Below are 14,913 nucleotides of genomic sequence, written 5' to 3'. Positions count from 1 at the left end.
GGGGCGGCGTTTACGGCGCTAGCCTTCGGATCGCATCGCGGGTCAAGCCCGCTCCCACAGGGTTAGCGCCAATCCTTGTGGGAGCGGGCTTGACCCGCGATAGGCCAGCACTGGCACAACAGATTCACCCCTGGCGAAACACCAGCGCCTTCAGCCCGCCCACCGGATCACTGTCCGCAAACTCCGGTGGGTTGGCCAGACGCTCCACGAACACCAGCCCCGGCGCCTCGGCTGCCATCCCCTCGATCAGAAAGTCAGGCCCGATGGCCGGGTCGTTCACGCACGCCAGCACCGTGCCGCCTTCATTCAACAGCTCCGGCAGGCGGCGCAAGATCTTGCTGTAGTCCTGGGTCAGCACAAAGCTGCCCTTCTGGAACGTCGGCGGGTCGATGATGATCAGGTCATACGGCCCGCTCTTGCGCACCTTGCCCCATGACTTGAACAGCTCATGCCCCAGAAACCCCACCCGCCCCAGGTCATGCCCGTTGAGCCGATGGTTGTCGCGCCCGCGGCTCAGGGCCGAGCGCGCCATATCGAGGTTGATCACCTGCTCGGCCCCCCCGGCAATCGCTGCCACCGAAAACCCGCAGGTGTAGGCGAACAGGTTGAGCACCCGCTTGCCCGCCGCCTGCTCGCGCACCCAGCGCCGGCCATAGCGCATGTCCAGGAACAGCCCGGTGTTCTGCTTCAGGCCCAGGTCCAGCTGATAGCGCAGGCCATCCTCGTCGATCACGCGGTGCTCGCTCGGCTCGCCCAGCAACCACTGGCCGGGGCTCTCGGGCAGGTAGCGGTGCTGAATCAGGATCGCCTGCCCGGGCCAGCCAGGGCTGGCGGCCAGGGTGCGCAGCATCTGCTCCAGCGTGGCCAGCTGCCCTTCGGGCGGTTCGCGAAACAGCGAGACCAGCAGCACGCCCTGCAGCCAGTCCACGGTGATCTGTTCGAGCCCCGGCCAGCAGCGCCCGCGCCCATGGAACAGGCGCCGGGTTTCGGCAGGCGCAGGGTTCAGGGCACCGAGCAGGTGGGCGTGAAGGGTGGCAATCGGCATGGCAGGATTCACTGGGACAAAAAGGGCTATTTTAGCGGCAAGCTTCACGCAGCAAGCGACAAGTTTGCGCCGGGCGCCTGTTTACTTGTCGCTTGTGGCGTGCAGCTTGCCGCTCGCCCTCCACCACCAGCCCTGCTGCATGCCGGCAGCCGCCAGCAGAATCGCTGCCACCCCCAGCCATTGCAGCGCGCTCAAGCGATGGCCAAAGGCGAACCAGTCGACGAAGATCGCCGCAATCGGGTAGATGAACGACAGCGCCCCGGTCAACGCGGTCGGCAATTTCTGGATGGCGCCATACAGCAGCACGTACATCAGGCCGGTGTGCACGATACCCAGCGTCACCAGGCTGGCCAGCGCCCCCGCAGTGCCCGGCAGGCCGCCGGTATTGGCAAAGGGCGCCAGCAGCAGGATACCGGTGCTCACCTGGATCAGCGCGATCAGGTGCGGCGGCGTGCCACTCAGGCGCTTGATGATCAGCGCGGCCACCGCGTACAGAAACGCCGCGCCCAGCGCCAGCGCGATGCCCAGCAGGTAATCCTCGCCACTGCCCTGCCCGCTGCCGTGGGCACTCACAATGGCCAGCATCCCGGCAAACGACACCCCCAGCCAGAACAGCTTGGGCACACTGAGCTTTTCACCCAGAAACACCGCCGCCAGCCCCACCAGCATGAACGGCTGCACGTTGTACACCGCCGTACCGATGGCAATCGAGGCCCGTGAATAGGAGCCGAACAGCAGCACCCAGTTGCCCACGATGGCCACCCCGCTGAGTACCGCCAGGACAAAGCTGGCACGTGTGAGGATGCCCGGCCGCAGAAAGCCCAGCACGGCGCACACCAGCAACAGCGTGCCGGCGCCGAACACGCAGCGCCAGAACACCACGTCCAGCACCGGTTGCCCCGACACCAGCACGAACCAGCCGATGGTGCCGGATATCAGCATCGCGGCGACCATTTCCAACGACCCACGGCGTATTGAATTGTCCATCTCTCACCTCCCAGACGATGGACAGATTATGCGAGCGAGAAGCCAGGGCACTCCATAGCAAAAACAAGGCTAGACTCAAGCCTTGCCTTTTTTATCAAGGCAATTTCATTGATCTGCCTGACGAGGATTGCATGACTGACGATATCGACCAGCTGTTGATCAAGGCGCTGATGGAAGACTCGCGGCGTTCGCTCAAGGCGCTGGCGCACCTGAGCGGGCTGTCGGCGCCCAGCGTCAGCGAGCGCCTGCGTCGCCTGGAAGAACGCGGCGTGCTCAAGGGCTACACGGTCGACATCGACCCGCGCAGCTTCGGGTACCAGTTGCAGGCCATCGTGCGCATTCGTCCGTTGCCGGGGCAGTTGCAGGAGGTGGAGCGCCAGATCATCGCCATCCCCGAGTTCACCGAGTGCGACAAGGTCACGGGTGACGACTGCTTCATCGCGCGCCTGCATGTACGCTCGATGGAGCAGCTCGACACCTTGCTCGACAAGCTCAACAGCCACGCCGAAACCAACACCGCCATCGTCAAGAAAAGCCCGGTGAAGCGACGGCTGCCGCCGATGGCATAAGCGCCATACTGGCGGGCGGCGCGGGATTCGCAGAGCAACGGCACGTTCCACACATATGCTAGCCTTGCGCCCCTCTCCCGCAAGGACGCACCGTCACCATGTTCGCTTTCCCAAGGCCCCTCTGCATGCTGGGCCTGGCGCTGGCCTTCACCAGCGCCCACGCCACCGACCCGATCAACCTGTACCAGGGCACCCTCGGCGAGCGCAAGGTCGAGGTCGCCCTGCAATACACCTCGCAGTACGAGTACGTGCAAGGCTACTTGCTGGACACCGAGCACCACACCAGCCAGCCACTGGAAGTGACGCCCTACAGCAAGGACGTGCCACTGCTGATCAACATCATGGACAACCCGCGCATGCCCGCCGCAGCACTGCGGGTGCGCCCCTTCGTGTTCACGCACGATCGCGACTTCAGTGGCGAATGGATCGACCTGCGCACCCGCGAACGCGTGCCCTTCAGCCTCACGCGCCAGACCCGCTTCAGCGACGAGCAGCGCTCCAGCTGGCAAGGCGAGCTGCTGCAACAGCCGCAGAACCGCGGCAAGAGCTTCTACGTGCACGCCAGCAAGGCCGAGGGCGAATACACCGGCAAGGTAGATCGCATCACCATCATCGACCTCGCCAGCGGCAGCACACTGCAGGTGCTGGACAACCTGGCGCTGGCGTTCAACGGCACCCGCACCCTGACCTTCGCCGACTACAACGGTGACGGCATCATCGACTTCAGGGCCTCGCCCATCGGCCAGCGCGCCACCGGCGGCGCCAACCAGGAGCCGGACCAGTTCTACCTGTACCAGCCCACCAGCAATACCTACCAACGCCACACCGAACTCGAAGCGCTGGGCGACAAGGGCGCGCTCAAGTTCCCCGCCCCCGGCTGGGTAGCCCAGCGCCAGGGAAGCAACTACGACACCGGGACCAGCGACTGGCAGTACTACCACTTCGTCGACCCCAAGCAACTGGTGTGGCAACGCCACAGCGTGGAGCCTTTCTGATGCCGTTTCGTACCCTGTTCGCCTGCCTGCTGCTGTGCCTGAGCGCCAATGCCCTGGCCTACCATTCCGTGTACCAGGGCAAACTCGGCGGGTTGCCGGTGACGCTGGTGATCGAGCGCACCAACGACTACGTGACCGGTATCTACTACTACGAGCGCTACCACACGCCGATCCGGCTCAAGCCCACGCGCAACACCGATACCTACAACTTCGCCATGGACGAACTGGACAGCGGCGGCCTGCCCACCGCGCGCCTGCATTTCCAGAAAGCCGATTTCAGCAGCCGTGCCCAGCCGCTGCAAGGCACCTGGACCGCCTACGCCAGCGGCAAGCAGCTGCCCTTCACGCTCAAGCTGGTGGCCGACATCGGCCTGCAGACACCCTCGCCGGGCGCGGTACTGCCCCAGGCCGCGTCCACCGAACGCTTCTACTTCCAGTTGCCGATGGACATGGACTATGCCGCCCTCGAAACCATCCAGGTAATGGACAAAGCCACCGGCAAGCTGCAGCAGACGCTGGAGGTGAAGGTGCCGGGCTGTCGCAGCAAGGGTATCGACACCGTCCAGGTACGCCTTCAGGGTGGCGCCACCCAGGTGCTCATCCCTTCCAGCCCGTATTGCCTGGGCAAGACGTTCGAGTGGCGCGAGGCCAGCGCACGCTTCGAGGTGGTGAACTAGCCCTCAGCTCGGGCAGGCGAGGTCGCCGTTGTCCAGCCCCTGCTTGTAGTTGCGGCTGAGCAGGCTGGCCTTGCCGTCGTGCCAGGTCAGGGTCAGCACATACAGCGAGTCGAAATCCTCGCCGTCCCAGTCGTCGGTGATGGTGCGTTTTTCGCCCAGCGCCTTGCCGGCCACGGTGTTGATCAGCTCGGGCAGGTAGCCGTGTGACCACGCGGTGTAGACCGTGGCGTTGCGGTACTTGTCCTGCAGCAGCTCGTCGGCCAGGTCGCCGGTGTCGTTGGCGCCGAAGTCGATGTTCACCGGCAGGCCGAGCTTGATCGCGCTCGGGCTGATGGTCATCAGCGGACGGATATAGCTGTAGGCATTGTCGTTGCTGCCCTCCTCCACTTCGCGGCTGGGGTTGGCGGCAAACACGTAGTCGGCGGGGCCGAATTTTTCCGGGAGCAGAGTGGCCAGGTCCAGGGCGCGGTTGAGGCCCTGGCAGTTCAGTTGCCCGAGGCCTTCGCCGGGCTTTTCTGCATGGCGCAGGAAGACCAGGGTCTGGGTGCCGTCCACCGGCTGGGCTCGGCTTTCGAGCGCTTCGAAGGTCAGCAGGGTGGCGCCGACGACCAGCGGAACGGAAAACAGCGCAGGGCGATAACGCCGAAAAAAGGAGGGCAACTTCATGGCACGGGCTCTTTGCGACAAATAGGGTTGAGGCTGACCCGCCTGTGCCACCCCGCAGCCGAGGCTGCGGGGTGATCCCTGTCTGTCGTTCCATCCGTGGAAACGGGCGTGCTTGAGAGTGTCGCAAACCCGTTTGGTTCATCCGTGCCGGCTCTGCCTTGAGCCAGCGCCAGTCTGGCGCAGGGATGTTTCGCGATGATGACGCTCAGATCAGCTTGCGCCGGATCGCTTCTTCAACCGAACTGCGGCTCAGGTGCTCGATGATGGCATCGCCCGAATCGTTGAACGGCACCGCGAAGATCAACAGCAATTGCATCCAGGTGGTGATGGTTTCGCTCTTGCTGACCTTGCCGATGAGTTTGCCTTCACGGTCCTTGTACAGCGTCTCCAGGGTCAGGGTGTTGTCGAAGGTGGACGGGATGATGAACAGCGTCGCACCGGTCAGCGTCGCCGCCAGCACGTTGCCTTGCTCGTTGTTCCTGAGCGTGACGTAGGCGTACACGTCGGAGTCGACCTTCTCGCTGGTCACCCGTGTGAAGCGCTCGCTCTGTTCATAGCTCTGCACCAGGGTCTTTTCGAAACGCATCAGGTTGGCGTTGCTGGCGCGCGGCTGGCCGTTGAACTCGTACAGTGTGTTGAAGCGCACATAGGCGGTCTTGTGCGCGGGCGCCGCATCGGCGGCAGGCAGCGGCGGCCAGGCTTCGACCACCGGCAACTGGTGCTGGGAGTAGCTGATGCAGCCGGTCAGGGCCGTGCTGAGGGCCAGCAACAGGGCCATTAGGCAATGACGCATGGTTGAATTCCTTTCAGTGAGTGGCCAATTGCGGGGCAGCCGTCGCGGTGTCGAGCAACCTGGTGATCAGCTGACGCAACTGCACGCCCCCCAGGCTGCCGTTGGCATAGTCGTTGTCGTACAGGCCGACATTGTTGTCGAGCTTGACCTGCTCGGTGACGCGGGTGAGGCGCTTGCCGTCGCGGTCTTCGATCACCAGCTCGCCGGCCAGGTCGTACTTGTCGACATAGATCGGGCCGTTGAACCAGATCCAGAACGTCAGCGTCACCAACGCGCCGGGAACGTAACCGGGGTGCGTGGTGCGCTTGCCCTTGAGCGAGGTGATGGTGAACTTGAGCACTACATCCTGCTCGCCCAGGGTGGCGGGAAATTCCACCAGTTTGGTGAAGTACTCGCCGCGGTCGACGTAGTGGCTGATCTGTGCGGTGAGCTGGCGGCTGATGTTCAGGCGCACGTCATCCTTGAGGTCGGGCGCGGTGATGGCCACGTCGGCGATCTGGGCGCCCCGCTGTGCAGTGTTGTCGGCCACGGTGACCGGTTCGCCGATCGGGCCCACCGGTGTGAAGGAGTAGCAACCGGTAAGGCCGAGGCAGGCCAGGAAAAGAAAACAGAAAGTACGCAGCACGCAAAATGTCCTTGCTTCGGGTGAGAGACAGGCTGTTATCGGCATCAGGGCCAAAGACTGTAATGAGAATTACTCAGCCCTCAATCGTCGCGGGTGAGGACCTCGAGCAACTCGATCTCGAAGGTGAGGGTCGAATTCGGCGGGATGCTGCCTACGCTGCGCGCGTCGTAACCCAGGTGCGCCGGCACGATCAGCTTGCGCTTGCCGCCCACCTGCATGCCCATCAGGCCCTGGTCCCAGCCCTTGATCACGCGGCCGGTGCCGATCACGCACTGGAACGGCTTGCCGCGTTGGTGGGAGGAATCGAATACGCTGCCATCGTCCAGCCAGCCGGTGTACTGGGTGGTGATCAGCGCCCCCTTGACGGCCGCCTTGCCGTCGCCCAACTGGAGGTCGATGATTTGAAGTTCGTTGCTCATGGGTGATCTCTGACGGCTATGGGACGTTTTCTGCCGATGCGTTTTCGCAGCAATGGCCGTGTTTTGCAAGGCTGTGGGGAGCGAACTCGGCTCATGAGGTGGCGCCGGCTGTCACCGGCTCGTGCTGGCGCATCGACCAGCACACCCCGCCCACCACCAGCACGATCGCCGCGCCCTCCAGCAGGTTCGGCCCGCTCTGGCGCCAGATGAACGCATACAGCAAGGCAAACAGGGTCTCGAACACGATCAACTGCCCGCTCAGGGTCAGCGGCATGCGCTTGGCTGCCGCATTCCACAACACCCCCGCCAGCCACGAGCCAAACAGCGCGCAACCCAGGCTGAACGCCCAGAACAGCTGCCAGCGCTCAGCAGTGGCCTGCACCTGCAACTGCTGCGGCTGCCACACCCACAGCAGCGCCACCAGCACCAGGCTGAACACGCCGGTCACCACCCCGGTGAGCACCGACCACTGATGGCTGTCCAGGTGCCGGCACTGCTTGAGATAGCGGCTGTTGTAGGTGGCGTACCAGGTCCAGCAGGCCAGCGCGGCCAGCGCATAGAGCAGCCCGGCGAGCTTGTCCTGCACCGCCCCCGGCTCCACCGCGAAGGTCTGCAGGTTGATGCACAGCATGCCCGCCAGGATCAGCGCCAACGGCCCGGCCAGGCGCGACAGGGCCACCGCGCCGCTGTCATTGCGCCCGTACAGGGTGATGGTCAGCGGCAGCACACCAACGATCAGCGATGCCGGCGCCACGCCCAGGCGCTGGATCGCCGCCACCAGGCACATGAAGTACAGCAGGTTGCCGATCAGCGCCAGGCGCGCCAGCATCCACACGTCTGCCCGTTCGAGCTGACGCAGCGCCTTGCGCATTGGCAGCAGCAGCGCGAGCGATACCGCCCCCAGCAGGACGAACCGCGCACAGGCCAGCAGCACCGGGCTGAACTCCGGCAGCAGTTGCGGCACCATCAGCACCATGCCCCACATCGCACCGGCCACGCCGGCATACGCCACACCCCGTTTCACTTGCCTGCTCCTCGTTTTTCAGAGCAGGCAGGCTAGCCAAATGCAGGCGTCCAGGCAAAAGATCATTCGGCATGCAGGCATTCCCATGGGGAATACCTTTAAAGCGCAAAGCACCGGGTTTACCATCCAGCCATTCCCTGAACCGAAGACACCGCAATGAGCCGCTTCAGCCGTCACCTGCCCCCGCTGGATACCCTGATCGCTTTCGAGGCGGTGGTACGCACCGGCAGCTTCACCCGCGCCGCCGCCGAGCTGTCGCTGACCCAGAGCGCGGTGAGCAAACAGATCAAGCTGCTTGAAGAACACCTGGGTGCGCCGCTGTTCGAACGCCGCGCCCGCGGCATCACCCTGACCGCCGCCGGCAGTGGCTTCAATGCCATCGTCGAGCCGATGCTCGACAGCCTGCTGGCCAACGTATTGCGCCTCAAGAGCGGGCACGGCAGCCGCAATGTCAGCGTGATCTGCACCCATGCGGTGGCACAGTACTGGTTGTTCCCGCGGCTGCTGCGCTTCAACGCACAGCACCCCGAACTGACAGTTAACATCCATGCCAGCAACGAGATGGATGAACGCGTGGTGGGCAACTATGACTTCGGCGTGCTGTACGGCCATGGCCGCTGGAGTTCACTGCAGGCCGACAAGCTGTTCGATGAATGCATCTACCCCATCGTCAGCACCCAGCGGGCCCTGCCGCCAGCCGATTCGCTGGCGGCGCTGCAGGCCCTGCCGCTGATCCAGCTGGATGCCTCGGCCTGGAACTGTCTGGATTGGCCCGACTGGTTCGCGCACCTGGGGGTGCGCTACAAGGCGCCGGCCGATGCGGTGACATTCAATCAGATCACCCTGGTGTTCGACGCGGTGATGCAGGGCATGGGGGTGGGGTTGGGCTGGGAGTTCATGGCCCGCGAGCGCATCGCCAGCGGGCAGGTGCGGCCGGTGTCGGAGTTCGTCGTGCACACCGGCCAGGCCGACTACCTGGTGCACGACAGGCAGCGTGTGTGCTCGCCGGCGGCCCAGGTGTTCAGGGACTGGTTGCTGGCGCTCAACTGAACTGCGCTTCCACCTCCGCGCCGGTGAGGGTCCGGGTCTGGTTGGCGAAGCAGTAGTAACCCGGCTTCTGATCGATGTAGATCTGCAGTTCCAGCGCCCAGTCACTCTCGCCATCGAGCACGCCCACCGGCACGGCGTCGAAGCCGCCGGCCTTGAGGCGATAGAACAGGTGGGTGCCGCAGGTGCCGCAGAAGCCGCGCTGGGCCCACTCGGAGGAATCGTAGATGCGCGGGGTGTCGCCGCTGAGCCTGAGGGTCTGGGTGCTGTGCACCACCATCAACGGGCCACCGGACCATTTGCGGCACATGCTGCAATGGCAGGCGCTGACACTGGCGTTGTCGAGGCTGACGCTGAGATGGATGGCGCCGCACAGGCAACTGCCGTGTTTTTCCTGGGGTTGGGACATGGTGCAGGGTCCTTGCGGTGAGCGGTAGGGCTGAAGTCTAGCAGCAGTCGGCCCCGGCCCTTTCGCCGGCAAGGCCGGCTCCTACAGCGGATTACGCCGTCACCGGGGTCAACACCGGTTCCCCGGCAAAGAACACCTGAAGGTTGCGCAGCACCAGCGCCACCGTATCGCGCGCCGCTTCCGGCGACTGTCCGGCCACATGCGGGGTCAGCACCACGTTGTCCAGCGCCTTGAGTGCCTGCGGCACTTCAGGCTCGGCATCGAACACATCCAGCCCGGCCCCGGCAATACGCCCTTCGCGCAACGCCGCCACCATCGCATCGGTGTCCACCACGCTGGCCCGCGCAATGTTCACCAGAAAACCCTGAGGCCCCAGTGCGTCCAGCACCGCCGCGTCGACCAAGTGGCGCGTACCGGCCCCGCCCGGGGTGGCAACGATCAGAAAGTCCACCTCACCCGCCAGCGCCAGCGGGCTTTCGCACCAGGTGTAGGGCACGTCGGTGCGTGGCCGGCGGTTGTGGTAGCTGACCTGCATGTCGAAGCCCAGCGCCGCACGCCGGGCAATCGCCAACCCCGTCGCGCCAAGGCCCAGTACCCCGAGGCGCTTGCCGCTCAGCGACGGGCTGATCACACGGTTCCACTGCCCCTGGCGGGTGGTGGCATCGGCACGGGGAATATCGCGCACGATGGCGAACAGCAGCGCCAGGGCATGGTCGGCCACCGCCGTGGCGTTGGCACCGGCGCCATTGGTCACGGTGATGCCACGCGCAGCAGCCGCTGCCAGGTCCACTTCCTCGTAGCCGGCGCCGATGACGCAGATGATTTTCAGATGGGGCAAGGCGGCGATTTCGTCGGCCCGCAAGCCCAGCGGCCCGCGGGTCAGTACCGCATCGATTGCGCCGCCGTGGCGGGCGATGGCCTCGGCACGCAGGGCCGGGGTCTGTGCACGAATCAGCTCGAAGCCGGCCTGTTCGAGCAAGGGCAGGTAGTCATCCACCGTTTCTACCAGCACCAGTACCTTGTGTGTCATGCCCTGCCCCCTGGCCATTCGCAAAAAGGGGCATTATGCCGGCTTGGGCTTACTGGGCGAAAGCCCGTCCCAGGCCGCCCGGCACGCCGCTGCTGTCGGTGTCCTGCCAGGGGCCGTCAGGGCTGGTGGCCCAGCTCCAGCCATTGCTGAAGCGGTAGTAGGTGCGTTGGCGGTAGAAGGTGTTGGTCTTGCCTTCGAGCACGTACACCCCGAGTTTAGGGTCCCAGTGGCTGGCGCCACCCGGCGGCGGCGCGAAGCTTGCCGAGGTGCGTGGCATCGGCTTGGGCGTCGGCAGCGTGGCCGGGGTACCTGGCTTGGGCCCCGGCACCGGTTTGATCACCGGCCCGGTCGGCGGCAGGGTTTCGATCGGCGGCACGGTGGGCTCGCTGGGCCGATGCACCGTACACGCACTCAAGCCCACGGCCAGGGCGATCAGGGTGAGGCGTGCGATGCTGTTCATAGTGAGCTCTCTACGGGTCCGGGCTGTCGATGGTCAGGTGCTGCGGCGCCTCGGTGCTGCTGGCCAGCGGGCTGCCACGGCCGATCCACTCACCCTTGGTCGGCTGGCCGGCACGGGAGACGCGCGCAACCAGTTGGACTTCGGGGAAGCTCGACAGTTTCATGTTCGGCATCATCGCATCGCTGTCGCTGAGCTGAACCTCGATCGGCAGGTCGGCCACGGTCACGCGCTTGGCCGCCAGCGGCATCGGCGGCCCGGAACTGGCGCGGGCAAAGATGAACACGCTGTCATCAGGACGCACCTTGTCCTTGAGCGCCGGCGCCAGCTCGACCCGCACCGTCAGGCGTGCGCTGGTGGCCGGCGCCTGGCCCGCGGCCTTGAGCCGTTCGCCAGCCCGCTCGATGCCGCCCTGCAGCGCGGCACGCGAGGCATCGCCCTCGGGCAGCTGGGCAATCAGACGGTTCCAGTAGTCGATGGCCTGCTGGTAGCGCCCGTCCTCGAACGCGGCGATACCCAGCAGCCCCAGGCTGGTGACTTCCGCCGGATCGGCCTTGAGCGCTTCGTCGGTCAACGCCTGCATCTGCGCTGTCCACTGCTTGCCGTTACCGAAGTACAGCGCCTGCGCCCATTGCCCAAGCAGCTCAGGCTGACGCCCGGCCAGGGCGGCAGCGCGTTCGAAGGCCTTGGCAGCATCGGTGGCGCGTTCCTGGGCCATGTAGGCACGGCCCAGCAGGTACAGGCCTTCGGCCGAGTCTGGCTGGGCCTGCACCGCACGTTCCAGGCGCGAAGTCATCTCCTGCACCGACTGCGGCGCCTGGGCGAACTCGCGGGTCAGCTCGACCTTGTCGCTGGCGCCAAAGTGCAGGTACAGCCCGAGGCCCATCACCGGCACCAGCACCGCGGCCAGCAGCGGCAAGGTCTTGCCCAGGCGCGCACTGCGGTCGGGTTCGGCGTTGTCTGTGTCGGCCAGCAATTCGCGGGCGGCCTCGTCGCGGCCACGGTCCAGTTGCTCGGCGGTGAGCACACCGGCCTCGCCCTGGGCCTGCAGTTCGGCCACGCGCTCCTGGTACAGGGCCACGTTCAACGCGGTACGGTCTTCTTCCTGTTGCGCACGACGCACGCGCAACACCGGGATCAGCAGAAAGCTCAGGGCTACCAGTAACAGCAGGCCTGCGGGAAGCCAGAATTCAGTCATGGGTGCGTTCTTTGTCCAGCAGTTTGGCGAGGCGCTCACGCTCCTCGGGGGAAAGGTCGACGGTGCCGCCCGCCGCCTGGGTACGGCGCTTGCGCACGATCAGCGCCAGCATGCCGAAGCCGCCCAGCAGCAGGATGCCCGGGCCGAACCACAGCAGCCAGGTACGCGCCGTCAGGGCCGGCTTGTAGCGCACGAAGTCGCCATAGCGGTCGACCATGAAGTCGATGATCTGCTGGTTGTCCTTGCCTTCGCCGAGCATGCGGAAGATCTCGCGGCGCAGGTCGGCGGCAATCGGTGCGTTGGAGTCGGCGATGTCCTGGTTCTGGCACTTGGGGCAGCGCAGTTCCTTGGTCAGCACGTGGTAACGCTCGCGCTCGGCGTCGTCGGCGAACTGATAGGTGTCGATGGCCGCGTGGGCCACGCCGGCGATGCTCAGGCCCAGCAGCGCGCCTGCCAGCCAGCGCCTCATTGGCCGGCCTCGTCGAGCAGGCCCTGGTATAGCGGCGCCAGTTGCTCGCGCCACACGGTCTGGTCGACCACGCCGACGAACTTGTGCCGGATGATGCCCTTGGCGTCGATGATGAAGGTCTCCGGCGCGCCGTACACACCCAGGTCCAGGCCGAGGGTGCCGTGCTCGTCACGGATGCCGATCTGGTAGGGGTTGTGGAACTCGGTCAGCCACTTGATCGCAGCCGCGTTCTCGTCCTTGTAGTTGACCCCGTAGATCACCACGCCCTGCTCGGCCAGCTTGTTCAGCACCGGGTGCTCGACCTTGCACGAAGGGCACCAGGTGGCCCACACGTTGACCAGCGCCGGCTTGCCCAGCAGGTCGTCGCGGGTCAGGGTCCGGTCGCCTTCCACGGTCGGCAGCGAGAACGCCGGGAAGGGTTTGCCGATCATCGCCGAGGGCAGCTCGGACGGGTCCAGGTACAGGCCCCGGTACAGAAACACCGCCACCAGCAGAAACACCGCCAGCGGCAGCACCATGATCCAACGCTTCATGCAGTTGCTCCCGACATGCCCAGTACTTCACGTACCCGGCTTTTCACCTTGACCCGATACCGCTTGTCCATCGCCGCCATCAGGCCGCCCAGGCCGGTCAGCAGGCCGCCCAGCCAGATCCAGCGCACGAACGGCTTGACGTGCACGCGCACGGCCCAGGCGCCGTTGTCCAGCGACTCGCCCAGCGCCACGTACAGGTCGCGGGTGAAACCGGCATCGATGCCGGCCTCGGTCATCACCGACTGCTGCACGGTGTACAGGCGTTTTTCCGGGTGCAGCACGCTGATTTCACGACCGTCCCGCAGCACGCGCACGGTGCCCTTGTCGGAGGTGAAGTTCGGCCCTTCGAAATGCTTGGCGCCTTCGAACACGAACTGGTAGCCGCCCAGTTCCATCGACTCGCCCGGCGCCAGGCGCAGGTCGCGCTCGGCGCTGTTGTTGCTCGACAGCACCACGCCCAGGGCGCATACCGCGATGCCCAGGTGTGCCACATGCATGCCCCAGTAACTGCGGCTCAGGCCGCGCATGCCCTTGAGCAGGCCCTTGTGACGGGTCTTGTCGAGCAGGTCGCGCACGCCGGCCAGCAGGATCCACGCCGCCAGGGCGAAGGTGGTCAGTACCTGCCAGTCGAAGTCGTCCACCAGCAGCCCGCCGATGGGTGCCAGCACCACGCTGCCGATCGCCACCGGGGTGAGCATGCTCACCAGCCATTTCGTCGGGGTGTCCTTCCAGCGCACGATCACGCCGACCGCCATCACCACCATCAGCAGGGCCATCAGCGGGATGAACAGCGCATCGAAGTAAGGCGGCCCCACCGACAGCTTGGCCCCGGTCAGTGCATCGAGCACCAGCGGGTACAGGGTGCCCAGCAGGATCATCGAGGCCGCCACCACCAGCACCAGGTTGTTGGCCAGCAGCAGGGTTTCCCGCGACCACAAGGCGAACCCGACCTGGCTCTTGACCACCGGGGCGCGCAAGGCGAACAGGGTCAGCGAACCGCCGACCACGAACAGCAGGAAGATCAGGATGAACACGCCGCGCTCAGGGTCGGCGGCAAAGGCGTGCACCGAGGTCAGCACGCCGGAACGCACCAGGAAGGTGCCCAGCAGGCTCAGCGAAAATGCAGCGATCGCCAGCAGCACGGTCCAGCTCTTGAACACGCCGCGCTTCTCGGTGACGGCCAGCGAGTGGATCAGTGCGGTGCCCACCAGCCACGGCATGAACGAGGCGTTTTCGACCGGGTCCCAGAACCACCAGCCACCCCAGCCGAGTTCGTAGTAGGCCCACCACGAGCCCAGGGTGATGCCGATGCCCAGGAACGCCCAGGCCACGATGGTCCAGGGCCGCGACCAGCGTGCCCAGGCCGCGTCCAGGCGCCCGCCGAGCAAGGCGGCGATGGCGAAGGCGAAGGCCACCGAGAAGCCCACGTAGCCCATGTAGAGCATCGGCGGGTGCACGATCAGGCCGATGTCCTGCAGCAGGGGGTTGAGGTCGCGACCATCGGCAGGCACCTGCGGCAGCAGGCGCTGGAACGGGTTGGAGGTAACAATCAGAAACGACAGGAAGCCCACGCTGATCATGCCCATCACCGCCAGCACCCGGGCCAGCATCACCTGCGGCAACTGGCGCGAGAAGATCGACACGGCGAAGGTCCAGCCGCCCAGGATCAGCGCCCACAGCAGCAGCGAGCCTTCGTGGGCGCCCCACACGGCGCTGAACTTGTAGTACCAGGGCAAGGCGCTGTTGGAGTTGCTGGCCACATACGCCACCGAGAAGTTGTCGGTCATGAAGGCATGAGTCAGGCAGGCGAAGGCAAACGCCAGGAAGGCGAACTGACCCCACGCCGCCGGGCGTGCCAGGCTCATCCACAGGCTGTCGCCCCGCCAGGCGCCGAGCAGCGGCACGCTGGCCTGAACGCCGGCAAAACAGATGGCCAGGATCATCGCCAACTGGCCCAGCTCGGGAATCAT

General features: G+C 65.5%; 18 protein-coding genes. 4 read left to right on the top strand and 14 right to left on the bottom strand.

The window, feature by feature from the left end; translation table 11 throughout:
* Positions 1 to 124: 124 nt before the first annotated feature.
* Positions 125 to 1,045: a class I SAM-dependent methyltransferase gene (locus QMX96_RS09915; RefSeq protein ID WP_282361684.1), complete on the bottom strand. Its 921-nt coding sequence runs from the start codon at positions 1,043 to 1,045 to the stop codon at positions 125 to 127.
* 81 nt (positions 1,046 to 1,126) lie between these two features.
* Complete coding sequence (locus tag QMX96_RS09910; RefSeq protein ID WP_282361683.1) at positions 1,127 to 2,032, bottom strand: DMT family transporter; 906 nt, start codon at positions 2,030 to 2,032, stop codon at positions 1,127 to 1,129.
* 131 nt (positions 2,033 to 2,163) lie between these two features.
* On the opposite strand from QMX96_RS09910, the gene QMX96_RS09905 reads away from it, so the two are divergent.
* The 3 genes from QMX96_RS09905 to QMX96_RS09895 all read left to right on the top strand — a co-directional run bounded on the left by QMX96_RS09905 (position 2,164) and on the right by QMX96_RS09895 (position 4,273).
* Positions 2,164 to 2,601, top strand: a complete 438-nt coding sequence (locus tag QMX96_RS09905; RefSeq protein ID WP_043861856.1) for an Lrp/AsnC family transcriptional regulator — start codon at positions 2,164 to 2,166, stop codon at positions 2,599 to 2,601.
* Between the two features lie 98 nt (positions 2,602 to 2,699).
* Positions 2,700 to 3,596 (top strand): hypothetical protein, encoded by an 897-nt coding sequence (locus QMX96_RS09900; RefSeq protein ID WP_143516676.1) that lies wholly within the window; start codon positions 2,700 to 2,702, stop codon positions 3,594 to 3,596.
* Positions 3,596 to 4,273, top strand: coding sequence for a hypothetical protein (locus tag QMX96_RS09895; RefSeq protein WP_043861855.1), 678 nt, complete (start codon positions 3,596 to 3,598; stop codon positions 4,271 to 4,273). The genes QMX96_RS09900 and QMX96_RS09895 overlap by 1 nt, the downstream gene beginning before the upstream one ends.
* A 3-nt stretch (positions 4,274 to 4,276) precedes the next feature.
* On the opposite strand, the gene QMX96_RS09890 is transcribed toward QMX96_RS09895, so the two are convergent.
* The 5 genes from QMX96_RS09890 to QMX96_RS09870 all read right to left on the bottom strand — a co-directional run bounded on the left by QMX96_RS09890 (position 4,277) and on the right by QMX96_RS09870 (position 7,800).
* Positions 4,277 to 4,939 (bottom strand): hypothetical protein, encoded by a 663-nt coding sequence (locus QMX96_RS09890; protein WP_058542044.1) that lies wholly within the window; start codon positions 4,937 to 4,939, stop codon positions 4,277 to 4,279.
* Positions 4,940 to 5,144: 205 nt separating this feature from the next.
* On the bottom strand, positions 5,145 to 5,732 hold the full coding sequence (locus QMX96_RS09885; RefSeq protein ID WP_043861853.1) for a hypothetical protein: 588 nt from the start codon (positions 5,730 to 5,732) through the stop codon (positions 5,145 to 5,147).
* 13 nt (positions 5,733 to 5,745) lie between these two features.
* Positions 5,746 to 6,354 carry a hypothetical protein gene (locus QMX96_RS09880; protein ID WP_078480293.1) on the bottom strand — a complete coding sequence of 203 codons (609 nt, stop codon included), beginning with the start codon at positions 6,352 to 6,354 and terminating at the stop codon, positions 5,746 to 5,748.
* An 83-nt stretch (positions 6,355 to 6,437) separates the two neighbouring features.
* Positions 6,438 to 6,776 carry an FKBP-type peptidyl-prolyl cis-trans isomerase gene (locus QMX96_RS09875; RefSeq protein ID WP_043861851.1) on the bottom strand — a complete coding sequence of 113 codons (339 nt, stop codon included), beginning with the start codon at positions 6,774 to 6,776 and terminating at the stop codon, positions 6,438 to 6,440.
* 91 nt (positions 6,777 to 6,867) lie between these two features.
* Positions 6,868 to 7,800, bottom strand: a complete 933-nt coding sequence (locus QMX96_RS09870) for a DMT family transporter (RefSeq protein WP_043861850.1) — start codon at positions 7,798 to 7,800, stop codon at positions 6,868 to 6,870.
* Positions 7,801 to 7,956: 156 nt separating this feature from the next.
* Here QMX96_RS09870 and QMX96_RS09865 point away from each other — a divergent pair, with 156 nt between their 5' ends.
* Positions 7,957 to 8,850, top strand: a complete 894-nt coding sequence (locus tag QMX96_RS09865; RefSeq protein WP_054915613.1) for a LysR substrate-binding domain-containing protein — start codon at positions 7,957 to 7,959, stop codon at positions 8,848 to 8,850.
* On the opposite strand, the gene QMX96_RS09860 is transcribed toward QMX96_RS09865, so the two are convergent.
* The 7 genes from QMX96_RS09860 to QMX96_RS09830 form a co-directional block, all read right to left on the bottom strand.
* The gene (locus QMX96_RS09860; RefSeq protein ID WP_282361681.1) at positions 8,843 to 9,256 is read right to left on the bottom strand and encodes a GFA family protein; all 414 of its coding nucleotides are present in this window, start codon (positions 9,254 to 9,256) and stop codon (positions 8,843 to 8,845) included. The genes QMX96_RS09865 and QMX96_RS09860 overlap by 8 nt on opposite strands.
* A gap of 91 nt (positions 9,257 to 9,347) precedes the next feature.
* Positions 9,348 to 10,286, bottom strand: coding sequence for a 2-hydroxyacid dehydrogenase (locus tag QMX96_RS09855; protein WP_282361680.1), 939 nt, complete (start codon positions 10,284 to 10,286; stop codon positions 9,348 to 9,350).
* A gap of 49 nt (positions 10,287 to 10,335) precedes the next feature.
* Positions 10,336 to 10,746, bottom strand: a complete 411-nt coding sequence (locus tag QMX96_RS09850; RefSeq protein WP_043861846.1) for a hypothetical protein — start codon at positions 10,744 to 10,746, stop codon at positions 10,336 to 10,338.
* A 10-nt stretch (positions 10,747 to 10,756) separates the two neighbouring features.
* Positions 10,757 to 11,941 carry a c-type cytochrome biogenesis protein CcmI gene (gene ccmI / locus QMX96_RS09845; protein WP_282361679.1) on the bottom strand — a complete coding sequence of 395 codons (1,185 nt, stop codon included), beginning with the start codon at positions 11,939 to 11,941 and terminating at the stop codon, positions 10,757 to 10,759.
* Entirely contained in the window at positions 11,934 to 12,410 is a 477-nt protein-coding gene (locus QMX96_RS09840) for a cytochrome c-type biogenesis protein (RefSeq protein WP_043861844.1), read from the bottom strand. The genes ccmI and QMX96_RS09840 overlap by 8 nt, the downstream gene beginning before the upstream one ends.
* Positions 12,407 to 12,943 (bottom strand): DsbE family thiol:disulfide interchange protein, encoded by a 537-nt coding sequence (locus QMX96_RS09835; RefSeq protein ID WP_043861843.1) that lies wholly within the window; start codon positions 12,941 to 12,943, stop codon positions 12,407 to 12,409. Before QMX96_RS09835 ends, QMX96_RS09840 begins: the two co-directional genes overlap by 4 nt.
* Positions 12,940 to 14,913 (bottom strand): heme lyase CcmF/NrfE family subunit, encoded by a 1,974-nt coding sequence (locus QMX96_RS09830; protein ID WP_167400228.1) that lies wholly within the window; start codon positions 14,911 to 14,913, stop codon positions 12,940 to 12,942. The genes QMX96_RS09835 and QMX96_RS09830 overlap by 4 nt, the downstream gene beginning before the upstream one ends.

This window comes from Pseudomonas sp. PS01300 (assembly GCF_029960155.1).
GTDB lineage: Bacteria > Pseudomonadota > Gammaproteobacteria > Pseudomonadales > Pseudomonadaceae > Aquipseudomonas > Aquipseudomonas palmensis.
Note: the sequence above shows the minus strand (reverse complement) of the source record. Positions and strands in the feature narration are given on the sequence as shown.